The 24,567-nt window shown below is 48.8% G+C and carries 22 protein-coding genes and 1 riboswitch; of the genes, 10 read left to right on the forward strand and 12 right to left on the reverse strand.

Going from position 1 to position 24,567, the window contains the following annotated elements; genetic code table 11:
- Nucleotides 1–246 precede the first annotated feature (246 nt).
- Nucleotides 247–2,034, forward strand: a complete 1,788-nt coding sequence (locus LZP69_RS09205; protein WP_267962059.1) for a flavocytochrome c — start codon at nt 247–249, stop codon at nt 2,032–2,034.
- Nucleotides 2,035–2,166: 132 nt separating this feature from the next.
- Here the strand turns inward: LZP69_RS09205 and LZP69_RS09210 are convergent, their stop codons facing one another.
- Nucleotides 2,167–3,156: a class 1 fructose-bisphosphatase gene (locus LZP69_RS09210; RefSeq protein ID WP_234200043.1), complete on the reverse strand. Its 990-nt coding sequence runs from the start codon at nt 3,154–3,156 to the stop codon at nt 2,167–2,169.
- Between the two features lie 188 nt (nt 3,157–3,344).
- Between LZP69_RS09210 and LZP69_RS09215 the strand changes: the two genes are divergently transcribed.
- A complete protein-coding gene (locus tag LZP69_RS09215) occupies nt 3,345–5,612 on the forward strand; it encodes a S9 family peptidase (RefSeq protein WP_234200044.1) in 2,268 nt (755 codons plus the stop codon).
- A 200-nt stretch (nt 5,613–5,812) separates the two neighbouring features.
- Here LZP69_RS09215 and LZP69_RS09220 read toward each other — a convergent pair whose 3' ends face one another.
- The 3 genes from LZP69_RS09220 to arcA all read right to left on the reverse strand — a co-directional run bounded on the left by LZP69_RS09220 (nt 5,813) and on the right by arcA (nt 10,008).
- Nucleotides 5,813–7,357 carry a S8 family serine peptidase gene (locus LZP69_RS09220; protein ID WP_234200045.1) on the reverse strand — a complete coding sequence of 515 codons (1,545 nt, stop codon included), beginning with the start codon at nt 7,355–7,357 and terminating at the stop codon, nt 5,813–5,815.
- A 29-nt stretch (nt 7,358–7,386) separates the two neighbouring features.
- Nucleotides 7,387–7,974, reverse strand: coding sequence for a hypothetical protein (locus LZP69_RS09225; protein ID WP_234200046.1), 588 nt, complete (start codon nt 7,972–7,974; stop codon nt 7,387–7,389).
- 1,314 nt (nt 7,975–9,288) lie between these two features.
- Nucleotides 9,289–10,008 carry a two-component system response regulator ArcA gene (gene arcA, locus LZP69_RS09230; protein ID WP_234200047.1) on the reverse strand — a complete coding sequence of 240 codons (720 nt, stop codon included), beginning with the start codon at nt 10,006–10,008 and terminating at the stop codon, nt 9,289–9,291.
- Nucleotides 10,009–10,594: 586 nt separating this feature from the next.
- Between arcA and LZP69_RS09235 the strand changes: the two genes are divergently transcribed.
- From LZP69_RS09235 to LZP69_RS09245, 3 genes are all read left to right on the forward strand, one after another.
- Complete coding sequence (locus LZP69_RS09235; RefSeq protein WP_234200048.1) at nt 10,595–11,026, forward strand: DUF3293 domain-containing protein; 432 nt, start codon at nt 10,595–10,597, stop codon at nt 11,024–11,026.
- 129 nt (nt 11,027–11,155) lie between these two features.
- Nucleotides 11,156–11,331: riboswitch (Lysine riboswitch) on the forward strand.
- 131 nt (nt 11,332–11,462) lie between these two features.
- Entirely contained in the window at nt 11,463–12,821 is a 1,359-nt protein-coding gene (gene lysC, locus LZP69_RS09240) for a lysine-sensitive aspartokinase 3 (RefSeq protein ID WP_234200049.1), read from the forward strand.
- Nucleotides 12,821–13,930 carry a succinylglutamate desuccinylase/aspartoacylase family protein gene (locus tag LZP69_RS09245; RefSeq protein ID WP_234200051.1) on the forward strand — a complete coding sequence of 370 codons (1,110 nt, stop codon included), beginning with the start codon at nt 12,821–12,823 and terminating at the stop codon, nt 13,928–13,930. The genes lysC and LZP69_RS09245 overlap by 1 nt, the downstream gene beginning before the upstream one ends.
- A 9-nt stretch (nt 13,931–13,939) precedes the next feature.
- Here LZP69_RS09245 and asnC read toward each other — a convergent pair whose 3' ends face one another.
- The 5 genes from asnC to LZP69_RS09270 all read right to left on the reverse strand — a co-directional run bounded on the left by asnC (nt 13,940) and on the right by LZP69_RS09270 (nt 16,630).
- Nucleotides 13,940–14,401 carry a transcriptional regulator AsnC gene (gene asnC / locus LZP69_RS09250; RefSeq protein ID WP_234200053.1) on the reverse strand — a complete coding sequence of 154 codons (462 nt, stop codon included), beginning with the start codon at nt 14,399–14,401 and terminating at the stop codon, nt 13,940–13,942.
- Between the two features lie 102 nt (nt 14,402–14,503).
- Complete coding sequence (gene rluA, locus LZP69_RS09255) at nt 14,504–15,181, reverse strand: bifunctional tRNA pseudouridine(32) synthase/23S rRNA pseudouridine(746) synthase RluA (protein WP_234200054.1); 678 nt, start codon at nt 15,179–15,181, stop codon at nt 14,504–14,506.
- Between the two features lie 184 nt (nt 15,182–15,365).
- On the reverse strand, nt 15,366–15,653 hold the full coding sequence (locus tag LZP69_RS09260) for a hypothetical protein (RefSeq protein WP_234200056.1): 288 nt from the start codon (nt 15,651–15,653) through the stop codon (nt 15,366–15,368).
- Between the two features lie 58 nt (nt 15,654–15,711).
- Complete coding sequence (locus LZP69_RS09265) at nt 15,712–16,245, reverse strand: class I SAM-dependent methyltransferase (protein ID WP_234200059.1); 534 nt, start codon at nt 16,243–16,245, stop codon at nt 15,712–15,714.
- Nucleotides 16,220–16,630, reverse strand: coding sequence for a hypothetical protein (locus LZP69_RS09270; protein WP_234200060.1), 411 nt, complete (start codon nt 16,628–16,630; stop codon nt 16,220–16,222). Before LZP69_RS09270 ends, LZP69_RS09265 begins: the two co-directional genes overlap by 26 nt.
- A gap of 313 nt (nt 16,631–16,943) precedes the next feature.
- Between LZP69_RS09270 and LZP69_RS09275 the strand changes: the two genes are divergently transcribed.
- Together LZP69_RS09275 and LZP69_RS09280 are read left to right on the forward strand one after the other, a co-directional pair.
- Nucleotides 16,944–17,933 carry a 2-hydroxyacid dehydrogenase gene (locus LZP69_RS09275; RefSeq protein ID WP_234200061.1) on the forward strand — a complete coding sequence of 330 codons (990 nt, stop codon included), beginning with the start codon at nt 16,944–16,946 and terminating at the stop codon, nt 17,931–17,933.
- Between the two features lie 103 nt (nt 17,934–18,036).
- A complete protein-coding gene (locus tag LZP69_RS09280) occupies nt 18,037–18,774 on the forward strand; it encodes a dienelactone hydrolase family protein (protein WP_234200062.1) in 738 nt (245 codons plus the stop codon).
- A 48-nt stretch (nt 18,775–18,822) separates the two neighbouring features.
- On the opposite strand, the gene LZP69_RS09285 is transcribed toward LZP69_RS09280, so the two are convergent.
- Together LZP69_RS09285 and LZP69_RS09290 are read right to left on the reverse strand one after the other, a co-directional pair.
- Nucleotides 18,823–19,794 carry a magnesium transporter CorA family protein gene (locus LZP69_RS09285; RefSeq protein ID WP_234200063.1) on the reverse strand — a complete coding sequence of 324 codons (972 nt, stop codon included), beginning with the start codon at nt 19,792–19,794 and terminating at the stop codon, nt 18,823–18,825.
- A 3-nt stretch (nt 19,795–19,797) separates the two neighbouring features.
- Nucleotides 19,798–20,343 (reverse strand): mechanosensitive ion channel family protein, encoded by a 546-nt coding sequence (locus tag LZP69_RS09290; protein WP_234200064.1) that lies wholly within the window; start codon nt 20,341–20,343, stop codon nt 19,798–19,800.
- Nucleotides 20,344–20,648: 305 nt separating this feature from the next.
- Between LZP69_RS09290 and LZP69_RS09295 the strand changes: the two genes are divergently transcribed.
- From LZP69_RS09295 to ahpF, 3 genes are all read left to right on the forward strand, one after another.
- Nucleotides 20,649–21,392, forward strand: coding sequence for a spermidine synthase (locus LZP69_RS09295; protein WP_234200065.1), 744 nt, complete (start codon nt 20,649–20,651; stop codon nt 21,390–21,392).
- Between the two features lie 231 nt (nt 21,393–21,623).
- Entirely contained in the window at nt 21,624–22,193 is a 570-nt protein-coding gene (gene ahpC, locus LZP69_RS09300) for an alkyl hydroperoxide reductase subunit C (protein ID WP_234200066.1), read from the forward strand.
- Between the two features lie 200 nt (nt 22,194–22,393).
- Complete coding sequence (gene ahpF / locus LZP69_RS09305; protein ID WP_234200068.1) at nt 22,394–23,959, forward strand: alkyl hydroperoxide reductase subunit F; 1,566 nt, start codon at nt 22,394–22,396, stop codon at nt 23,957–23,959.
- 95 nt (nt 23,960–24,054) lie between these two features.
- Here ahpF and LZP69_RS09310 read toward each other — a convergent pair whose 3' ends face one another.
- Entirely contained in the window at nt 24,055–24,390 is a 336-nt protein-coding gene (locus LZP69_RS09310) for a DUF3144 domain-containing protein (protein ID WP_234200070.1), read from the reverse strand.
- Nucleotides 24,391–24,567: the final 177 nt, after the last annotated feature.

The following is a 24,567-nucleotide window of genomic DNA, read 5'->3' on the forward strand; positions in this document are numbered from 1 at the left end:
AAATTTGCATAATGCCCTTTTGTATCATGCATCTATGCATAGCATGTTTTGTGCCCTGTGACTGAGTTGTCATTTCTGTTTTCCTTTCAGCGAATCCCTTTGCTCCTCGACATTGCTTATTCGAAGATAAATCCCAATAAGCAGTTTAGGTCGCAACCTTTACCTATTCTTGCTAAGCAACACTTAGTATTAAATTTGCTTCAAATACTGCCTAAAAATTGGTGGGTGTTTGAAAGGGGAATACAGATGAATAAGATGAAACTCGCTGTCTGCCTGGCCAGTATCTTAGGGACTGGTGCCTTTATGGGGCATGCTATGGCGGCCGATAACCTAGCTGATTTCCATAGTCAAAATCAGGAGTGTGATAGTTGCCATCAGCCAAGTGGTGAACTGTCAAACGACAGCTTAACCTATGAAAACAAACAGTGTGTTTCCTGTCACGGCAGCCTAAAGGAAGTTGCTGAAGAAACTAAACATGAGCATTATAACGCCCATGATTCTCACTTCCCTGGTGATGTTGCCTGTACTTCCTGTCACAGTGCTCATCAGAAATCTATGGTCTACTGTGATTCCTGCCATAGCTTTGATTTTAATATGCCCTACGCCAAGAAGTGGGAACGTCATGAACCGAGCATCGCCGAATTGGCTAAAGATAAATCAGAACGTCAGGCTGCTCTTGCTAGCAGACCAAGAGATACAGTCGATGTGGTGGTGGTTGGTTCAGGCGGTGCCGGTTTTTCTGCTGCCGTGTCTGCTCATGATAATGGTGCCAAGGTGATACTGATTGAGAAGGAGCCTGTGATCGGTGGCAACGCTAAACTGGCCGCTGGAGGCATGAATGCCGCCTGGACTGAGCAGCAAAAAGCCAAAAGCATCGAAGATTCGCCTGAATTAATGTTTAAGGACACAATGAAAGGGGGTCGTGATATTAACGATCCTAAGTTGGTTGAGATCTTAAGTTCCCACTCAAAAGCGTCAGTCGACTGGATGACGAATATGGGCGCAGATTTGAACGATGTGGGCCGAATGGGTGGTGCCTCAGTTAACCGTTCACACCGTCCAACCGGTGGTGCAGGTGTGGGAGCCCATGTGGTGCAAGTGCTGTACGATAATACCCTAAAACGTAATATCGATCTGCGTATGAACACTCGTGGTATCGAGATCTTAAAAGAGGGCAATAAGGTCACAGGTATCTTAGTTAAAGGCATGTACACAGGCTACTACTGGATTAAGGCCGATGCGGTTGTTTTAGCTACCGGTGGTTTTGCAAAAAACAATGAAAGGGTTTCTAAGTTAGATCCTAAGCTGAAAGGTTTTGTGTCTACCAACCAACCTGGCGCAGTCGGTGACGGTATCGATGTAGCACAAAATGCTGGTGCGGCAACACGGGATCTTGAATACATTCAGGCGCATCCAACCTTATCTGTTAAAGGTGGCGTAATGGTGACCGAGGCGGTTCGTGGTAATGGTGCCATCTTAGTGAACCGTGAGGGTAAGCGCTTCGTCAATGAGATCACCACTCGTGATAAAGCTTCTGCGGCTATCTTGCAGCAAACAGGTAAGTCGGCCTTCCTATTGTTCGATGACTCAGTGCGTAAGTCGCTCTCTAAGATAAACCAATACATAGGATTAGGTGTTGCCCCTTCAGCAAGCAGTTTAGTGAAACTGGGTGAAGAGCAAGGTATCGATGGCAAAGTCCTAACCGAGACTGTTGCGCGCTATAACGAGTTCGTGAAAAACGGTAAAGATAGCGACTTTGAACGGCCGAACTTGCCACGCACGCTGAACGAAGGTCACTACTATGTGATCGAAGTGACTCCGGGTGTTCATCACACTATGGGTGGTGTGATGATTGACACTAAGGCGGAAATTGTCGATGCCAAGAAACAGGTCATCCCAGGCTTATACGGTGCAGGTGAGGTAACTGGTGGTGTTCATGGTGCTAACCGATTAGGTGGTAATGCCATCTCTGACATTATTACCTTCGGTCGTCTCGCTGGTGAACAGGCGGCAAAATACTCGAAAGAGCATTAATGAGTGTTGATTTTAGGAAGATGAAATAGTGTCATGGATGACGCTTCTGAAATCATATAACAGTTTGCTTTTTATGCCTTATTAATCCATTAAAAAACCGCCATCTGGCGGTTTTTTAGTGAGCTTTAAGCCTTACAGCTCAGGTTCCTGGCTGTAATCCTGTTCGTGATACTCAAGACAGGTATCGACCTCATTGGCCGAGCCCAAAATCACGGCGACGCGCTGGTGGATCTCACTTGGCTGAATGTCCATGATGGTTTCATAGCCTGTGCTCGCCTTGCCGCCCGCCTGTTCGACCAGGAAAGACATAGGGTTGGCTTCATACATCAAGCGTAGCTTATAGGGTTTTTCTGGATTTTTATTGTCGGTTGGGTAAGTAAACAGGCCGCCACGGCAGAGCACTCGGTGTACATCACCCACCATGGCCGCAATCCAGCGCATATTAAAGTTGCGCTCTCTTGGGCCTATCTTGCCCAGAACTAGATCGCTGATATAGGTCTGCATCGGCGCTTCCCAGAACCTTTGGTTCGACATGTTAATGGCGAACTCGCTGGTGTCGGGCGTGATGCTAACCGCCTCGTTGGTGAGCAGGTACTCTTGGGTTTCGGGATTAAGGGTAAACAGCTGCACCCCTTTACCTGTGGTCAGTGCCAGCATGGTCGATGGGCCGTAAAGCACATAACCGGCGGCAACTTGATTGCGCCCTGATTGCAAGAAGCTCTGCTCGCTTAACTCGCCTTGAGGCGCCGGCAGCACAGAGAAAATGGTGCCAACTAGCGAGTTAATATCGATATTGGATGAACCGTCTAGCGGGTCGAAACAGACTAGAAACTCACCGCGCTTACCCACTTCGACTATATGATCTTCCTCTTCGGAGGCCAGGCCGCGCACTGTGCTGTCGGCTTTAAGGGCATCTTTAAGCATCTCGTTGGTGATCACATCCAACTTCTTCTGTGTCTCCCCTTGAACATTCTCCGATTCGGTCGCACCCAATACGCCGGCCAAGGCGCCATGACGTACCGCCTGACTGATCGCCTTGGAGGTATCGGCCAGAGTTAAAATGAGTTGCGACAGAGGTGCATCAACCCCTTGTGAACTTAGATGTTGCGCCAGAGTTTGCATGGTTTTTCCTATGATCTGAGAGCCGGGCTCTCCTGTGAGGTCTGATTTTTTGTTATGGCGGCAATTTTACCTCAGTTTGGTGGCTTTTTCAGTGTTATGTGGTGAGTTTTTGTTTTTGCTGAAATTAGGGCACAATGCTGGTCGCAGTTTTATCTTGATTTTACTATCTCAATATCCAGGACATAATAATGACTAAAAAATGGATAAGTTCAGCCCTTATGGCGGTGCCTATGTTGCTATCTCAATCGACCTCTGCAGCCGCTTTGCAGCTGTCACAACCTCAACTGCAGCAGCCTGTGGGCGGCTCCAGTGCGCTCACTATTGAACGCCTCTACGGTTCGCCGGCGCTGGCGGGCACCAGCCCCCGAGGCCTGAAACTCTCTCCCGACGGCAAGCGGGTGACTTATCTGGCCGGTCGAGTAGAGGATCAATACTTCTATGATCTGTGGCAGATGGACGTGGCCACGGGTGAGCAGAAGGTGTTGATCGACGCCGATAAACTCAGAGTGGGTGAGCTCTCCGATGAAGAGAAAGCCCGCCGGGAACGCCAACGTATCTATGGTCAGGGGATCATGGAATATTTCTGGTCGCAGGACAGTCAGGCGATTTTGATCCCGGCATCTGGTGCCCTCTACTACTATTCCCTTGAGGATGGCTCTGTCAAGGCGCTGCCCACAGGCGAAGGTTTTATTACCGATGCGCGCCTGTCACCTAAAGGCCATTTTGTCTCTTTTATCCGAGATCAGAATCTCTATCTGCTTGATCTGAAAACCTCAGCCTTAACCGCACTGACCACAGATGGTGGCGGCGCGATTAAAAATGGTATGGCAGAGTTTGTCGCCCAGGAAGAGATGGATCGTATGACAGGCTACTGGTGGGCGCCGGATGAGTCGGCCATCGCCTTTACCCGTATCGATGAGTCTGGGGTCGAACTGGTGACCCGTAATGAGATCTACGCCGATGGCATCAAACTCACAGAGCAGCGTTACCCCTATGCGGGCAAGCATAACGTCGTCATCGCCTTAGGTGTGATCAAGCTGGCCGGTAAGCAGGTGAGCTGGATCGACTTAGGCGATGAGCCGGACAGCTATCTGCCGCGGGTAGCCTGGTTGCCCGACAGCCGTCACCTCTCTTTCCAGTGGCAGAGTCGGGATCAGCAGACCTTAGATCTGCGTATCGCCGATCTCAATAGTGACGAGCCGCCTATGACTATGATCAGGGAGCGGAGCAAGGCCTGGGTCAACCTTAACGATGATCTGCATTTCTTAAAGCAGCAGCCGCAGCTGATCTGGGCATCTGAGCAGGATGGCTTCAATCATCTCTATCTGTACGATCTCCACGGCCGCCTGATCCGCCAGTTGACCAAGGGCGAGTGGATGGTCGATAAACTGGAGTATGTGGATGAGAAAGGGGGCTGGGTCTATTTTACCGGCCGTAAAACCAGTGTGATTGAAACTCAGCTGTTTAAGGTGCCATTAAAGGGCGGCAAGATAGAGCAGGTCAGTCAGCGCAGCGGCATGCACTCGCCTGTATTTGCCGACGATCAGCCCATCTATCTCGACTACTTTAACAGTCTGGTGCAACCACCGCAGATCAGTTTGCATAATGAAAAAGGGGAGCGTTTAGCCTGGGTTGAGCAGAATCAGATAGATGAACATCATCCCCTCTATCCCTATTTCGGCCAGTGGCAGCTACCTAGCTTTGGGCAGATTAAGGCCGATGATGGCCAGGCCTTAGTGTACCGTCTGTTTAAGCCAACCCATTTCGATGCCAGCAAAAAGTATCCAGTGGTGGTGCGCGTCTACGGCGGTCCCCATGCTCAGCTGGTGGTCAACAGCTGGAGCTCACAAGATTACTTTACCCAGTATCTGCTGCAACAGGGGTATATTGTGTTCCAGCTGGATAATCGCGGCTCGGCCCATCGTGGCACCCGTTTTGAGCAGGTGATCTACAAGCAGCTGGGTGAGGCTGAGGTGAATGACCAGAAGGCTGGAGTGGATTATCTGCGCAGCCTGGATTATGTGGATGGCGACAATATTGCTATTTATGGCCACAGCTATGGTGGTTATATGTCGCTGATGAGCCTGTTTAAGGCGCCGACCCACTTCAAGGCGGCTATTGCGGGTGCGCCCGTGACTGACTGGTCTTTGTATGATACTCACTATACCGAGCGTTACCTGTCAAGCCCTGTGACCAATGCCAAAGGTTATGAGGCCAGCAGCGTGCTGCCCTATGTGAAGGGTTATCAGTCGGGCTTATTGATGTATCACGGCATGGCCGATGATAACGTGCTGTTTGAAAATAGTACCCGTGTGTATAAGGCGCTGCAGGATGAAGGCAAGTTGTTCCAGATGATGAATTATCCCGGCTCGAAGCATTCGATGCGCGGCGAGAAGGTAAGCACGCATCTGTATCGTTCCTTAGTAGACTTTTTAGATAAGCAGTTAAAACACTAGGCTTCGAGGAACGGGGAAGCGGGATTCGAGCCAAGAGTTAAGAATAAAAAGCTCTGAGCATTAATTAATCACATTGAAATTGAAAGCCCTGTCGATAACAGTGACAGGGCTTTTTGTATCGGCTGATTAAATCTCTACCTAATGGCCTAATAAAAAAAAGCGACCCGAAGGTCGCTTGATTAGCAGTAAAACCTCAGTGATTAACGGGCTGAACCGTCACCACCACGAACTTTACCACTAGGCGCATTACAGCCATTTTCAGTGAGGTAATCGAATGCGGCTTTAGCCTGCACCAGGCCCCAACCTGTCTTGTAGTCGTAACCAGGCTCATCCAGATCCATCGCACTGGCAGTTAAGGCATGACGAATTGCATTAGCGCTACAATCTGGGAAGTGACTCCACACCAGAGAAGCAACACCGGATACATGAGGTGTCGCCATAGAAGTACCTGACTTATAGTCGTAGTCAACTTCTCCCTCAAGTGAAACAGTGGTTTCAACATCAAGATTATTTAACAGTGTCATACCATCTTCCTGACTGATACCAACAGCAACCAGAGGGCTGGTTCCACCCAGATCGCCGGCAACACCACCTGGCTGATTGTTGTAGACGATTGCAGCCACACCGCCGCCCGCTTCACAGTTAGCAACCTTGATACCAAAGCTGACTTCACCACGCTCGATCAAACAGATCTTACCGGCAGCATCATCACAGGGCTCAGTGCCCAGACCGCAACTTGCTAGCATACTAGTGGCACTGCCAGTTGAACTACCTACCATAGCAAGAGCATCCATGGCTTGGCCGTTCTGAGAGACTGCAGCTACACCATTAGCGCCTGTGCCACGAGGCACAGTAGAGAGAGTCTGCACGCCTGGACCTGAAATCTCAACTTGAGATGTACGCTGAGAGAAAGAGGCATGCTTTTCCACAAAGTCGATAGCTGCGACAGACATAACGCTGTCATAAGATGCTGGGTAGGAATGAGCAGCGTTTGCATCATTACCTGCAGCGGCGATCATCAGGATGCCTTCTTTAGCTGCTTTGTCCATGGCACGACGTTCAATATTACTGTCTAACCAGCCGCCAAGACTCATAGAGATCACACTGGAGCCTGCATCGATACAGTCGTTTACTGCACCCGCTAGATCAGAAGCATAGGCAAAACTACCTTCACCATTGAAGACGCGCACTATGTGCAGATCTAGGCCGTCTGGGTTCACACCGATAACACCGGCTCCGTTACCAAGAGCCGCGACTGTGCCTGCTACGTGAGTACCGTGACCAACACCGTCTTCATACCAAGGACCTGATCCACCGTCATCGGCACCAGTGACAGTCGCTGCTGGTAGATCTGGATGGCCCAGATCATAGCCTGAGTCTATGATACAGACTTTTTTACCACCCATATTCTGGATTTGATCGGCTTGCACCATAGCGATCCCGTAAGGTGAGGCTTCGCTATTTTCCAGACTCATTAGTTTGCGTGGCGCATCGACTGAGATACCGGCAATGCCGTCCATCTCAACCAGTTCAAGATACTGTTCTTTGCTCAGGGTTAATGACAGGCTGTCCATTGAGGCCAAGTCTCTACGTATGCCAATGCCTTTGTCTGCCAGTTGGGTTTTGAGTGCATTGCCTTTACCAGGCTTGTATTCAACTACCATGTGTAGTGGATCTGCAGCCAGAGCCGGCATACAGAGTACGGCGGAAATTGCGGCCGCCAGCAAGGTTGTTTGCTTTTTCATAATATCACCTTTGTTGGTTAGGGGCCGGATTAGCCGTTAGTTTCTTCGTCGTCAGCTGGACCGCCACACTCTTTGGCGTTTAGGTTGCCGCTGACACTACCTTGGTTCCAGTAGGTGTGGTATGGACCGCTCTGGATAATAAGCGCTCTGACCATGCCGTTGATATCATAGGCACGATTAGCGCCTTCACCTGTATCTAACATACAGACAAAGCCTCTACCTTCACCAGGCGCATTAGGGTTAGTTGAGGTGTAATCGAAGTTGACTTCGAAGAAGCCTGGTTCACACAGTTGTTGACAGGCTGTGCTGGGATCCTCTGCATCGAGAGCACTCCCCACTAACTCTGAACCACAAAGACCTGCACCGATTACATTAGCTTTAAAGCTCACGCCGCCAATATCTTCGTAATCGATGGCTGTTTTGTCTTGGAAGTTGACATGGCCGCTGAGTTGGCCATCGCAACGTTTAGCATTAACGGTAAATACGGCTTTGCCTTTACCGCCGAGGGAGTTCATTGTACCGCCACCGTTGATCTGGCCGTCGAGCTTGACGCAACCACCGAGTGCCATTGCACCGGCAAGCAACATCACCCCTTTGCTAATTGAAGTTAATCTCATTCTTCTCTCCTGGAATTATAATAATTTCAGATTTTAGTTAAGACAGTTCCCTGTCCCGTTAATACATACCTCGACCACAACTGACCAATAAGGTAACAACGGTACGCATGGATACATTTGTAAAGCAGGGTAAATAAAATGTAAATAAGTTGAGGTTAAATTGTTAATGTACAATTTGATACGTTTGTTAAAACACCTGTTTAAAACTCCTGAATTCTGAAACATAACTTAGTTAATTTGATGAATGGATCTTCATTTTTTGGGAGTTTGTTCATTGAAATTGTTAGATAATATTTGACCTGCATTATTGGGTATTTATTTTGAAATTAAATTTTTATTCTCATTTTTTGAATTTTTTTTCGTAGGTGAGATTTTTTTCATCAAGAGGTTTTTGGAGAATTTAGCGGTTTTGTGTAATAATTTGTTTACAAGTTTACATCTGTAGGTGGGGGATGAATTGTTTTTTTTCGCGGGAATATAGTGTAAACAAAAATCATGAGTTCCGATGAGCACTGACCCTTGTATCTATTTGGTGATAGTAATGCTTATTTGGCGGGCTTATCATCGTGGGTTTGAATCTAGAGGCGCTTGCACAGCGGATAGAGGATGGCGGATATGAGGAAAGGCCAAAAAATGTAGGGAACATTTTGGTGCATGGGCTTTGGCACTTTCTATTAATAAGAAGTGTTCCAGACACAAATCCCCTCATTGGCGTCTGACCTCTATGGATGGAGGAAATGCCAAAAAATGGAGGGAACATTTTTGGCCCATGGCCACCGGGGATAAGTACAATCCATGTACAAACCCCCTCATTGGCCATTCATGGCCATCGGGGATAAGTACATCCATGTACAAATACCAAAGCTATCATCTGACCTCCATGGATGGAGGGAATGCCAAAAATGTAGGGAACATTTTGGTGCATGGGCTTCGGCATAAGTGTTCCAGACACAAATCCCCTCATTGGCGTCTGACCTCCATGGATGGAGGGAATGCCAAAAAACGGAGGGAACATTTTGATCCTGGCCATCGGGGATAAGTACATCCATGTACAAACCCCCTCATTGGCCATTCATGGCCATCGGGGATAAGTACATCCATGTACAAATACCGAAGCTATCATCTGACCTCCATGGATGGAGGGAATGCCAAAAATGTAGGGAACATTTTGGTGCATGGGCTTTGGCATAAGTGTTCCAGACACAAATCCCCTCATTGGCCATCCATGGCTATCGGGGATAAGTACATCCATGTACAAAAAAAGCCAGTCGTAGGACTGGCTTTAATCTTGTTTATCTTATCTGAATCGGCGGATTAGGCTTCTTCTAAGTTACCGCAGAAACGGTAGCCTTCACCGTGAATGGTGGCGATGATTTCTGGCGTATCGGGTAAGCTTTCGAAATGCTTACGGATACGACGGATAGTCACATCCACAGTACGGTCATGTGGCTTAAGTTCGCGGCCTGTCATCTTCATTAGCAGATCGGCGCGAGTTAAGATCTTGCCTGGGTTCTCGACAAAGTGCAGCATAGCGCGGAACTCACTGCGAGGTAACTTGTAAGATTCACCCTGTGGACTAACCAGTGAACGGCTATTGATCTCAAGGCTCCAACCATTGAAACGGTAATGCTCGACTGCGCTTTTCTCTTCTGTTTCGCCAACATTGCTGTTAACACGAGTCAGTAGGTTACGTGCGCGGATAGTCAGTTCACGAGGATTGAAAGGTTTAGTGATGTAATCATCTGCACCGATTTCAAGTCCTAAAATCTTGTCGACTTCGTTGTCACGACCAGTTAGGAAGATCAGGCCGATATTGTTGATTTCACGAAGTTCGCGAGCCAATAAAAGCCCATTTTTACCAGGAAGATTAATATCCATAACCACAAGATTAATCTTGTTTTCCTGCATAGCTTTATGCATTTCTGCGCCATCATTGGCTTCAGTTACCACATATCCTTCAGCCTCAAAAATACTTCTCAGTGTGTTACGGGTAACGGCTTCATCTTCAACGATGAGAATGTGCGGGTTTTGCATACTTAATTACCTAATATTGATTTAAATCTGGTTCTAACCATGAGCGCAGATTGATTGAGCGCCCCACTTATTTTGCTGACGACTACTGATCCACTTAGGTGTATTCATAAAAAAAGAGTCTGAAACAACACACACATCATGATTAGTATAGTATTTTGTATCTCTTTCAAATTGTATTGAAAAGAGAAATCAAACTGCATTCACTTCGATTAACAATAGTAGGAAATAGTTCCTTTCACTATCTATTAATTTCACGTTTTAATGCTACAACAGCCTGAGCTCACATTTTATACAGGAAATCGACAGACTTTTAGGTTACCGCTGAAAGACAAGTTGTAACTAAAAGTATCTCATCGCGAGATGAATTGAAGTGAATCAACAACCTAATTGTACTCGTTTTAGTCATTTGTTAACAAATGAAATGTTAATAAAATTCTTGTTAGTTTTGACCTAAGTCACATCAAGATAGCTAATACGATGATTTTAAATGTAAAATATATTTTGCTTTATGGCGTTGGTACTCGCTCTAGGCAACTGAGGTGGCTTTGCTATAATCGATAGCATCTAATCTAGGAATATTTTAGTGATGTGTACTGTGACCGATCATCTCTGGCATTGTTATCAGCAAACCCAGTTTCTTTTGACTCAAACTTTTTCCTCTTCGTTATCATTTGCCATTATTACCGCGCACAATCCCAGAGGCCAGTCCTTAACGGCCTCCCAAAATCGTTTGTTAGATAAGCAGTTACAGCAGCATATTATTCGATTGCAGCGGCCTTATCGTGCCCTGATAGGGAGTTCTGTCGATCGCACTTATATGGAAAAAAGCTGGGCGATTCCGATAGATAAGGCTTCGGCTATCGAGCTGGCCAGGCAATTTAATCAAAATGCCATCTACTATATTCACAAGGGTGAGCTGCAATTGGTCCCTTGCTTATTACCCTATGGCGAGGTCGATCTCGGTGATTTTTCGGCGAGAGTATCAATCGTGAGTGAGTTACCCGATTTTTATTCATAATGACCTAAGCAGCCTTATTTAGGTTCTAAGAGTGAGAATTGGATAAAAAGTGAGTTTCATCGAATAAATATCATTGACTTGGTCAATGTATGTTTGCTAATTTCCCTAGCTCTTAATTTTTATGGTTAAGAGTACAGAAGAGGAGCGTTAACTAGGTAGTAAGTCGGAGGAGCCCAAACTCTATTGATGACTTATGAGGGAGATTAACGCCGAGGTAAACATCTATTTGGTGCAGCTGTTTATCGGTCGTCTGGGCTGAATCCCGTCGATTGTCACCTGTTTATTGGTGGAGAGCTTCTGGTGGTGATTGCTGTTTCCCGTCTTGGGGTGCGTTATCTTTGCACCAGGCTCTTCGAACGAAGTCAGTTCGGAGTGTAATCATGTTAACTTTTTCTCTATTTCAGCCTGTCTCATTTTGTCAAAGTGAGGTGTGCTAATGTCTGCTATCGTCGTTGCTAAATTTGGTGGAACCTCGGTTGCCGATTATCAATCTATGAGTCGCTGCGCCGATATAGTGCTGGCCAACCCCGACACCCGTCTAGTGGTGGTAAGTGCCTCCAGCGGCGTGACTAACTTGTTGGTAGAGTTGACACAGGCGCAGCTTGAAGATGAGCGTCGCCAGCAACTGCTCAAAGAGATCGCCTCAATCCAATATAAGATCCTCGATAAGCTCGGGTATCCAGATAACGTGGCGGCGCGTATCGATAAACTGCTTAGCCGCATCGGCGTTCTGAGCGAATCTTTAACACTCAATCGCAATAAAGCCATCATGGATGAACTGCTCGCCCAGGGCGAACAGTGTTCATCGGCATTGTTTGCCGCCGTGCTGCGGGAGAAAGGGGAGTCGGCCTCGGCATTCGATGTGCGCCAAGTGATGCGAACCGACAGCCATTTCGGCCGCGCCGAACCTCAGATTGAGCAGATCGCCGAGCTTTGCAGCCAGCATCTTGCCCCTCTACTTGAACAGCAGCGCATAGTGACGCAGGGCTTTATTGGCGCCGACGAACAGGGCTCGACGACCACATTAGGCCGGGGCGGCAGCGATTATTCGGCCGCCTTGTTGGCCGAGGCATTGAAGGCATCGGCGGTTGAGATCTGGACAGATGTTGCCGGTATCTATACCACAGACCCCCGACTTGCGCCCAATGCCAGCCCTATAAAAGAGATCAGTTTTAACGAAGCGGCGGAGATGGCGACTTTCGGGGCTAAAGTGTTGCATCCTGCGACTATTCTGCCTGCGGTCAGACAGAAGATTCAGGTATTTGTCGGTTCGAGTATTGCGCCAGAAAAAGGCGGCACCTGGATACGTCATCAGGTGAGCGATGAGCCTATCTACCGCGCCGTTGCGGTGCGCCGCGACCAAACCCTGCTGAATCTGCACAGCCTGCAGATGCTCCATGCCCAAGGCTTCCTAGCAGAAACCTTCGCGACGCTTGCACGACATAAGATCAGTGTGGATTTGATCACCACCTCAGAGGTGAATGTATCCCTGACCTTAGATAAAACAGGGTCTGATTCCGCCGGTAACAGCCTGCTGAGCGAGGCGCTGTTACAGGAGCTGTCACAGCATTGCCGTGTTCGCGTCGAAGAAAATCTGGCGCTGGTTGCCATAATCGGCAATAAGATAGCCACCACGGCTGGCGTGTGTCGCCGGGTGTTTGAGGTGCTTGAGCCCCATAACGTGCGCATGATCTGTCAGGGCGCCAGCCCGCATAATCTGTGTGTGTTAGTGTCTGAGTCAGAAGCGGCGCAGGTGGTGCGTGCGCTGCACGAAAACTTGTTTGAAGCGGCATAATGAAACCTAGCCTCAGCAGATTAAAAATCGGTGAGTTGGCAACAGGACAAGATCTCGACTTGCCCATTTTCCAATTTATCCCTGAGCAGATAAGTGCACCCAGCGTCTATATTCAGGCCAACGTCCACGGCGCCGAGGTGCAGGGCAATGCGGTGATCTACCAGTTAATGCAGCTGCTCGAAAGCTGTGAACTGCGCGGTAAGATCACCCTGGTGCCACTGGCGAATCCGCTGGGGATCAATCAAAAAAGCGGCGAGTTTACCTTAGGCCGCTTCGACCCTATTACCGGGGTTAACTGGAACCGTGAGTATTTAGATCATCAGCTCGATCTTGACGTCTGGTACGCCTCGCACAGGGAGCTGGATGATAAGGCGTTAATCCATGCCTATCGGCAGTTGCTGCTCGAAGGCTGTGAGCGTCGATTGCAAAATGGCTGGGGCGTGACCACGGGCCATCGCCAGGCGGTCTCATTGCAGCAGATGGGGCATGAAGCGGACATAGTGTTAGATCTGCATACCGGGCCTAAGTCCTGCAAACATCTCTATTGTCCTGAGTATGATCTGGCGGCGGCCAAATGGTTTAGCATTCCATACACTTTGGCCATTCCAATGGATTTTGGCGGGGCGATGGATGAGGCCATCTTTTGTCCTTGGTGGCGTTTAAGTGAGTATCTTAAATCTCAGGGGCGGGATCTGAGCGTGCCTGTGTCGGCCTTTACTCTGGAGCTGGGTTCTCAGGAACATATCGATCTTGAAGATGCCCTTAAAGATGCCAAGGGGATCTTGGCTTATTTAAGCCACAGAGGGGTGATCGCCGAAACTGTGCCAGCTGTACAGATGACACGTCAGGCCTGCTACTTGAAAGATTACAAAAAATACCACGCGCCCTTAGGCGGCATGGTGGAATACAAGGCGACAGTCGGGCAAGCCCTGTCTGCAGGTCAGCCTCTGGCGACAATTTTGCGCCTGGACAGATACGGCAGCGATAATGCGCTAACCAGCCTGAGCCTGGAGCAAGATTGTGTGCCGATTTTGCATTTCGCCTCTGCGTCTGTCTATCAGGGCACAGAGCTCTATAAGGTGATGACGAATCTGTTTGAGCTGACTTAAGCTCAGGCGTTAGGGCTTAACCGCCCTGGAGATTGGGTTTTGCAGGCTGATCAGGGTTTCGGTGGATTGGATCTCATCGATGGACTGAATGCGGTTGATCAGTACATGTTGCAGCTCATCGATGGACTGACACATCACCTTGGCAAAAATGCTGTAATTACCTGTGGTGTAATAGGCTTCAGTGACTTCATCGAGGGCGTTGAGTTTGGCTATGGTGGCGGGATAATCGCCGGCACTCTTGAGGTTAATGCCGATAAAGCAGCAGACATCATAGCCCAGGGCTTTGGGATTAACTGTTATCTGCGCGCCGGTAATGATCCCCGCTTGTTTCATCTTTTCCACTCGCACATGTATGGTGCCTGCGCTGACGCCAAAACGTTTAGCTAGTTCGGCAAAAGGGGTGCGCGCTTCCTGCATCAAGGCTTCAAGGATCTGGTTGTCGAGTTGATCCCGCTGAAATGAAGTATTCATAGTTAATTGAGTTTTATCTGAGAGTTTGTCGATTAATTTACGCATTTTTTTAGCAAACTGCGAATTTTTATCGCCAAATCATCAATATTGCCAATCACAAGATTACTGCTCGTCACTCACCTGAGTAAAGGGGATCTCGGTGGCGAAAGTCATCGACTCACCAGTGTAAGGATGTTTTATGGTGAGGGATTGGGCGTGCAGTAACAGTCTTGGGGAGAGACGTTTTGCCAGCGGATCGGCATAGAAATTATCCCCTAAAATGGGATGCCCGAGCGCCATCATGTGCACCCGCAGCTGATGAGAGCGGCCTGTTATTGGGGTCAGCTTGACTAGGCTTGAGCGTTTGGCGCGGCTGATCACTTCGAAGTGGGTCGTGGAGGCTTTGCCTATCTTGTGATCTACCTTCTGCTTGGGGCGATTGGGCCAATCACAGATAAGAGGCAGATCCACGGTTCCCTGCTCGGCTTTCAGATGACCGGCGACGCGGGCATAGTAGGTTTTTTCGGTTTCCCTGTCTCTGAACTGACGTTTGAGCTCCCGCTCGGCGCTGCGTCTTAAGGCCACGACCATAACGCCGGATGTGGCCATATCCAGCCGATGGACGATTTGCGCGTTGGGGTGATCCCTTAACACCCGGCTAAAGATGCTGTCGTGATAAGCCGCTTCCCGCCCCGGAACCGATAAGAGTCCCGAAGGCTTATTGACCACAAGAATATCCTTGTCCTGATGGAGAATATCGAGCCAGGGAGTGGTGGGAGGATTATAGTGAAAATTAGCCATGGTCAGTTTATGGGTGGAATCGTCAGTTTATCGATGAAAAGACGGCGGCAAAGATACCCGTAACGCTACTCTGGAGCAACTTTTAATGCAGAAAATGCCTTGTTGTTTCTCAAAGCTCGCTCTTCTTTACTCGCACCTCGCACCTCGCACCTCGCACCTCGCACCCCGAACCCCGAACCCGCTCCTAAAAGCTGTGACCATTAATATGCATGATAGCAAAGGTCCAGACCACGAAGGCCAGCGACAGATGAATAAAGGCATAGATAGACTGGTCCAGTTTTTCCACGCCTTTAGCCGACCAGATCAGGTGCCCGTGAAGCAAGATCACTAGAGGGAACAACATAAATAGAGGGTAGAAGCCAAAAGGGCTGTTGTCCCCAAGCAGAGCGCGAGACAGTAAAGACCAGACCACCATTAAGGCAGTGATCAGTGGCGGTGCGGCCAGTCGGTACTGTTCGGGATAGGGAAACATAAAATGCCTCTGCTAAAGCTGACGGGTGGTCTCTGATTTTGTTTGCCTGTGTTCGCGTTCAGCTGTCAGTTTGCCGAGCTATCAGCTGAGCTTTAAAACAAGGCTGCTGCTCACAGCCTACATTACCTTCAAAGTAGTGCAAAGGGGTAAATGAATCAAATACCTGCATAAGCTCACCAGGGTGCAGTAAAAAGTCGGGATTTTTAGGCCGGCCCACATTTGCCTGCTCGGTCAGAAAGGTTTCATACACGATAAGGCCGCCGGGACGGATGAGCCGCTTCAGCGGTTCAAACAGAGGCCTGTGTAAATAATTAAAAATGATGACAATATCAAATTGCGCATCGAAAGGCGGTAGGCTGTGTTTTGCTTCGAGATCGAAACTCAGGCTGTAGCAGTTTGGCGGTATGGCATCGAGCCGGCTCAGATCGCGATCCACAAAGGTGACCTTGGCGCCATATTCCGCAAACCATAATCCGTTGCGGCCACTGCCGCAGGCGAGATCCAATACTCGGGTATCGGCAGACAGCTGGAAAATTTGTCTGTGCTGTAGCAGTAACTGGGCGGGGCTAGCCTTTGATCTCTTTCTTTCCATCGATACGCCGCCTGTGAATAATCGAGTAATGCCGCAGGCCGGCAGGGCCGTGGGAGACGATAACCGAGAGCAATATAATGACGATGACAAGTTCATGCTGGTATTGCGCCAGCGGAATAAACAAAAGTAATAACAGCAATTTGGCTAAGGTAAGTACGCCTTTGAGCTGAATGAGCCAGCGCCAGTCACGGATGATCTCCCAGAGCATCAACAGGGCGCCTGTGATCATGGCGAGCATCCAGTAGTGGTTCCAAGTTTCATTGAAGGTGTCCAATATGACACCGCCGCCCGCACCGACCACACCAAGAATATGGAGGGCACGTAAGCTGGTTTTACTGAGTCTTTGTAGCCAAAACTGTTTTTCTGAGATCGCTTGTTTGCCCATGTGTTCGTTTGCCAATCCTGGTAATTGATAGGGTGATTTTTTTAGCTTATCAGGAATAAGGCATAAAACACATTTGAAAACCCATACAGCCAGTTCTATATTGCTAAAATTGTGCAATATGCAGCATTTATGGAACAGACTCTGGGGCTAAATCAGAGTAATTATTCTAAGGCTGTTTAGGCTTGGTTATACTCAAATCAGAGCTGTTATTCATCGGGATTGCACCAAGGAGGGTAATCCGAGGTGAGGGGCAAAAATTTTTATTGAATTGAGACTCTCTTAATTCTGTCACCACCAACAAGGTAACGAAAATATGAGAATAGGTTTTTTCAGTGCTAAATATTATGATATTCAGCATTTTAACCGTACTAACAAGACCTTCGGCGCACATATCGAATATTTCGATTCTCGTCTGTGCATGAAAACGGTCAAGTTGGCCCTGGGGTTTGAGGTTATCTGCGCCTTTGTTAATGACTCGCTTAATGCAGAAGTCTTAACCGAGCTGGCGAAAAATGGCACTAAAATTATTGCCATGCGCTGCGCCGGTTTTAATAATGTTGATTTGGAAGCAGCCAAGCGCCTCGATTTAAAGGTAGTCAATGTGCCTGCCTACTCGCCAGAGTCAGTGGCCGAGCACACAGTCGCCCTGATGCTGACCCTGAACCGCAAGGTGCATAAAGCCTATCAAAGAACTCGAGATGCTAACTTCTCCCTCGAAGGTCTAGTGGGCTTTAATATGTTTGGCCGTACTGTGGGTGTGATAGGCACAGGTAAAATAGGCGTCGCCACCATCAAAATTCTGCTTGGGTTTGGTTGTAAGGTACTGGCCTTCGATCCCTATCCGAGTCAGGCGGTTATCGATCTCGGCGTGAGCTACTGCAGTCTGGATGAGCTTTATCCCCAGTGCGACATTATCAGTCTTCACTGTCCGTTAACCCCTGAAAATCATCATCTGCTCAACCAAGAGAGTTTCGATAAGATGAAACCTAAGGTGATGGTGGTCAACACCAGTCGTGGCGGTCTGCTCAATGCAATCGATGCCATGGAAGCCTTGAAAACCGGACAGATTGGCGCCCTGGGTCTGGACGTGTATGAAAATGAGAAGGAGCTGTTCTTCGAAGATAAGTCTAACGAGATCATTCAGGACGATGTGTTCAGACGCCTCTCCGCCTGTCACAATGTGATTTTTACTGGTCACCAGGCCTTCTTAACCGAAGAGGCTTTGGGCGCCATTGCCCATACCAGTCTGACGAATATTAAACAGCTGCTCAATGGCGAAGCGTGCCCGAATCAGCTGTTCTGATTTTAGCTGCTGAGCAGGGCGATTAAAAAAGCAGCTTTTACCTGACAAGCTCTCCTTTGGCTGATAACTTAGCCTAATAAGTCATAGGTCAAAGGAGACGCGTATGAGGGTAATACAGGAAGTCCACGACATAGACACACCCACAGGTGTGATGCGATCTTATCTCTACCGCCCCGACGCAGACGGGGCTTTTGCCACCATCATCTTCTATTCAGAAATTTTCCAGCAGACAGCGCCCATCGCCAGGGCGGCGACCATCATGGCCGGTCACGGCTTTGTGGTGTTAGTGCCGGAAGTGTTCCATGAGCTTAATCCCATTGGCACTGTGCTGGCCTATGATGATGCAGGCAAAGATAAGGGTAATCAGGATAAATTTACCAAGATGCTGGAGCATCATGACAGCGATACCCAGGCACTGATCGATTTTGCCCTGAGCCAGCCCTATTGCACCAGCCTGGTGGGGGCTATGGGGGTTTGTATCGGTGGTCACTTGGCCTATCGCGCCGCCCTCAACCGGGATATTTCCGGCGCATTTTGTCTCTACCCCACAGATATTCATTCCAATACACTGCCTTGCCAGAAAGGCAATGATTCTCTCAGTCGCACCGGCGATATTAAGGGAGAACTGGTGATGGTGTTTGGTAAGCAAGATCCCCATGTGCCGCAGGCGGGAAGGGAGCTGCTGCACAATCAGCTGAACCAGCAAGACAACCGTTTTACCTGGCTGGAGGTTAATGGCGAACATGCCTTTATGCGTGATGAGGGTGAGCGTTACGACCCTGCACTGGCGGTGCAGATGTACCTGCAGGCGGTGGCGTTTTTCCACCGGGTCTTAAGGTAAGACCCAATATGAAAAAGGCGAACTCAGGTTCGCCTTTTTACTTTATTATCAGAGCCATTTTCGTTTGCGGAACAGCCAGATAAGCACGGCAGTAATACTCAGCATCACGCCCCAGACAATGAAGTAGCCATCCTTATATTTCAGCTCGGGAATGTACTCGAAATTCATGCCATAGATACCCGCAATAAAAGTCAGCGGCACGAAGATGGCGGTGATGATAGTGAGCACCTTCATTATGTTGTTCAGGCGATGGGCACTGATGGAGATATAACCATCGATAAGATCGCTGGATACCTGATAGAAGAGATCCGCAAGACTGGCGGCGCGCTGCTGGTGTTCGCAGACATCATAGAGTTCATGGGCGAGTCTGCTGTCGAAGGGCGCTGATGGCTCTTCTCTTAGGGTGTTAAACAGCTCCACATGGTAGTGGAAGTTGCGCCTTAAGCGAGTCAGATCTGTCTTGTAGAGCACCACTTCGGCCAGAATTTTGTCATCGGCCGTGGTCAGCATAAAGGTTTCCAGCTCCTCCAGTCTGGTTTCAAGATCGAACAAAATCTTGTGGTAGCGTTTCACCACGAAGCGGCTGAGTTTCAATATGATATGACCCGTGCCTGAGCTAAAGGCGATATCGCCATTTTCCACCGCCGTCATGGTGCGCTCAATACTCAAAGAACGTTCCAGATGGCGGGTCACGATAAAGCGTTCGCTAACGAAGATGGCCAGCAGTATGTTGTCGCAATTAACCGAATCGGAGTCGGCAGACAGTCCCCGCAGCACCATAAAGGTATGATCGTCGAAATTCTCTATCTTGGGTGGGTGGCGATCCCGGGAGGCATCCTGAAGTGCCAGATGGTGCAGGCCAAAGGTCTGTTTCAGTTTCATCTGCCATTCGACAGAGAGTTCGCCTTCGATGTTGAGCCAAATCACCTTGTCATCGCTCTGCTGCCACAGCTCGATATTGCTCTCATCGCCCTTGATAAGAGACTGATCTTTCGGATCAAAGAGTAAGGTCTTTATCATGATTTAGTCGCTCTGCTGCTGGGTGTGATCTTTTTCGCCAGCCACAGGCTGAGTCACTGGCGTCAGACTGGATAATTTTAGTACGCCTTTTTGTAGCATCAAATTATTGGGGTAGGTGATCAGGATATGATCGCTGCGCTCAATTAATACATGGAACAGGGTGATCTCGGCGATAACCCCGCTGACATCCTCATCCTTGTCCACCACCTTAATCCTGTCACCGATGCGGTAGGGAAAGACGAAGAAAATTAAAATGCCTGCGGTGATATTACTCAGAATCGACCACTGGGCTACTAAGGCGACCCCAAGTACGGCAAAGACAGATGAGATAAACAGGGACACCTGCTGATACTCAATGCCTAAGGAGACCACCATAAGACCTGACATCACGATAAACAGCAGATAGCTGATGTATTGAGTTACCAGCTTAGCGCGGGTGTCTGTGACCTGTTTGAGTCGGGCGAGCCGGTGGATCCAATGGCTTAACATCCGCTGGGCAAAAATAAACAGCACGAGATAGAGAAAGATGATGAATAGGGTCTGAGTCATAAGCGCTTGAATGAATTGGATGTAAATTGTCGATTTTAAACAAATACTACAAGATTTATGCTTATGCAATCATTCAATCTTGTGGGAGAGGTTAGCAATTTCACTCCAAACTCCTGTGGTTCACGCCGCGATTGCGGCATACTGGCGCGTTAGGAGTTAGCCTTTTTCTGTGCGCGTCTATGGATGCGAGATGCCCTCTCGCTGTAGAAAAGCAATGTAGAAAAGCAATGTAGAAAAGCAATGTAGAAAAGCAATGTAGAAAAGCAATGTGAAAAACTAATCTGGAAAACCAATCTGGAAAGCCGATGTCAGATTTTCAAACCTTGTATCAGAGTGAAGATGAGTATGGTCCGCTGTTTGTGCTTGAGGACAGTCAGGTACGCCTGCTCAGTTTTGGCGACAATGATGAGCAGAGCAAGCTATTAAAGAGTGCGCCCCATATTCCCCAGCACACCTATATCCAGGCCATGTTGCTGGTGTTGCTGTTTATCCAGCCTAAGCGCGTCATCATACTTGGACTCGGTGGCGGTGGACTGGTGCATGCGCTGCGCCACTATGATCGCGCCATCAATATCACGGCCGTCGAACTCAGAGCTCAGGTGATAGAGATAGCCAAACGCTATTTTCAACTGCCCATAGGTAAGAAGCTGAATTTAGTGCATCAGGATGCCATCGAATTTCTGACCGAGCGGGAGCACAAGAAGGCCGATGTGATTTTTGCCGATATCTATGGCGCCGAAGGGGTCGATGAAAATCAGTTGACCGAGACCTTTATCGCTAATGCCGCCGCTATGATCAAGGCGGGAGGCTATCTGGTGTTAAATTGCTGGAAAGAGCACAGTCAGGACAGGCAACTGCTCGCCCTGCTGCAGATCCATTTCAGTGAGGTTCGCGCCTGCCTTACCGGCGGTGGTAACTGGGTGGTCATAGCCTCTACTGTTACTCGGGATATCTCTGCCTCAGGGCTGAAAGCCGATGCCCAGCAATTATCTCAGCAACTGGATTTTCAGCTAGGCCGCAGCCTGACCCGTTTCGATCTCTGGCATTAACCCTCGCGCCTCTGTCCCGCCCTCACTTCTATTATCTGAAAAGACCCGGCCAGTTCGGGTCTGAATGCAGAGTGTATTTATCATCAAAAAAAACGATTATATTGATAGTTTTTCTTCGTTATCCTTAATCGTCAATCCTAGCTATTATCTCTCCATCGACAAGGTACTCAGGGTTTAGCAGAAAGCTAAGTCCTCAATAATTCACTATAAATAATGTAAATGGAGCATCAAATGACACAGTCAATCATCAACACCGAAATCAAGCCTTTCTCAGCGACTGCTTATCACAAGGGTGATTTCCAGTCAGTAACAGAGCAGGATTTGCTAGGTAAGTGGTCAGTTGTTTTCTTCTACCCAGCCGACTTCACTTTCGTATGTCCAACTGAACTGGGTGACATGGCAGATCATTACGAGAAGCTGCAATCTATGGGTGTTGAAGTGTACTCAGTGTCTACCGACACTCACTTTACTCACAAAGCATGGCACGACAGCTCTGAAACCATTGGCAAGATCAACTACCCAATGATTGGCGACCCAACCGGTGTTATCTCTCGCAACTTCGGCGTGATGATTGAAGAGGAAGGTCTGGCACTGCGCGGTACTTTTGTTATCAACCCAGAAGGTCAAATCAAGGTTGCTGAAGTACATGACTTAGGTATTGGTCGTAGCGCTTCTGAGTTGGTTCGCAAAATCCAGGCAGCTCAATATGTTGCGACTCACGACGGTGAAGTTTGCCCTGCTGCATGGCAGCCTGGTGAAGCAACACTGGCTCCTTCTTTAGATCTGGTTGGTAAGATCTAAGTTACAGCGACTAACCCCATTGGATAAGGCTTCATCACCCTTATCCAACTGGCCTCAGGGCCAGACAGTGAATAAGGTCTCATCTCCCTTATTCAGCCTGGTTTGACGCCAGGCAGCATTTTCTCCGGCCAGCTCAGTCTCCCCCTGCAAGGTTGAGCTGGCTTTTCATATCTATACATAAGCGTTACTTAGGAGTTTTCATGTTAGATGCCAATGTAAAAAATCAGCTGACTACTTATCTGCAGAACCTCAAGCGCCCAGTTGAACTTGTCGTATCGGCAGATAACAGTCCTAAAGCGCAAGAACTTAAGTCTTTGGCGAATGATATTGCCGGACTATCAAATTTAGTGTCATTGACCGAATCAGAGGGTAAACGTACCCCGTCCATGACAGTGACCAATAAAGAGAGTGCCACGCAGATCAGTTTTGCTGGCCTGCCAATGGGACACGAGTTTACCTCCCTGGTATTGGCGCTGCTGCACACAGGTGGTCATCCGCTCAAGCTGGATGCAGATCTGATTGCACAGATTCGCGATCTGCCTGGCGAGTATCATTTTGAGACCTATGTGTCTTTAAGCTGCCAGACCTGTCCAGAAGTGGTGCAGGCATTAAACATGATGGCGGCCATTAACCCAAATATCACTAACGTTATGATCGACGGTGCCCTGTTCCAGGAAGAGGTGGATCAGCGCAACATCATGGCGGTGCCGACAGTATTCCTCAACGGCGAGCAGTTCTCCGTTGGCGGCATCAGTGTGGTCGAGATTTTAAACAAGCTGGATGTGAACGCCGCTTCCCGTAAGGCTGAGCAGCTTAATCAGAAAGAGGCCTTCGACGTGTTAGTCGTTGGTGGTGGCCCAGCGGGTGCCTCAGCCGCCATTTATGCCGCCCGTAAAGGTTTACGTACCGGCATAGTGGCCGACAAGTTTGGTGGTCAGGTTGCCGAAACCGTGGGTATCGAAAACTTTATCTCGGTTAAGGCGACCGAAGGGCCAAAGCTGGTGGCTAACCTTGAGGCTCATGTTCACGATTATGATGTGGATATCATGGATAATCAGCGCGCCTTTAGCCTTAAGTCTGGCGAGCTGTTTGAGCTGGAGCTGGAAAGTGGCGCCATTTTACGCAGTAAAACTGTGCTGCTGGCAACCGGTGCCCGCTGGCGCGAGATGAACGTGTCCGGCGAGAAAGAGTATCGCGGCAAAGGGGTCGCTTACTGTCCACACTGTGATGGCCCGCTGTTTAAGGGCAAGAAAGTGGCTGTGATAGGTGGCGGTAACTCGGGTATCGAAGCGGCAATTGACCTTGCTGGTATCGTCGAGCATGTGACTGTGCTTGAGTTTGACAGCAAGCTGCGCGCCGATGAGGTATTACAGCGCAAGGCGGCTTCCATGGGCAATATCAAGATCATCACCCAGGCGATGACCACAGAGGTCACAGGCGATGGCAAACGTGTGAACGGTTTAAACTACACAGATCGCGCCACAGGCGAGAGTCATCACATCGAGCTGGCGGGGATCTTCGTACAGATAGGTTTGATGCCCAATGCCGAGTGGTTAAAGGGCACGTTAGAGTTGACGAATCGCGGCGAGATCATAGTCGATGGTAAAGGGGAAACCTCCTTGCCTGGCGTATTTGCCGCCGGTGATGTGACCAACTCTGCCTATAAGCAGATCATCATCGCCATGGGCAGTGGCGCCACAGCATCCTTAGGTGCCTTCGATTACCTGATCCGCCACAGCGAATCGAGTAGCGAACAAGCCGCTTAAAGAGCGTCTAACCGACATGAAAACGCCCTCATCAGAGGGCGCTTTTCTGCTTATTTTTGGCAGCGCTTGCGAGCCATAGACCTAGGGGGTTCTATTTAGCCCTTGTAAACCTGCACGGCTTCATCCTGTGCTGGCTCATTTTCAGCGGCCTCATTTTCAGCGGCTTGTGGTGGGTTGTCGATATGATCGTCTAAGTTATCGTTGAGCATATCTTGATATTCGTTAGTGAACCACTCCAGGGCAGCCTGCTTCTCTGTGGCCAGATCTGCGGTTTTAAGCGAGGCTTCGAAGGCGTTAAAACGCGCCGCAGCAAAGCGCAGTGCCGTGCCGACTTTACCCACATCCTGCTCCTGAGCGGCCAGCTCGTTGGCTAAGGCGATAAATTGATCGGCGAGTTCGAATATAGTGGTCTCTTTTTGCTGTTCTGACATCTTTAGTCTCACGATTGTGTGGGTATTTGAGAGCGATATTAACGTAAATTAGTCAAGTGTGAATCATCAATTTAAGGTTCTGGGATCTCAATCGGGAATTGATGCCTGTGGCTTGGCTCGATTTTCCTCATGACTCAAGGGATAATGGCCTGGTTTATCCAAAATGTAAGTAGAGAA

This window comes from Shewanella sp. AS1, from assembly GCF_021412565.1.
Classification (GTDB): domain Bacteria; phylum Pseudomonadota; class Gammaproteobacteria; order Enterobacterales; family Shewanellaceae; genus Shewanella.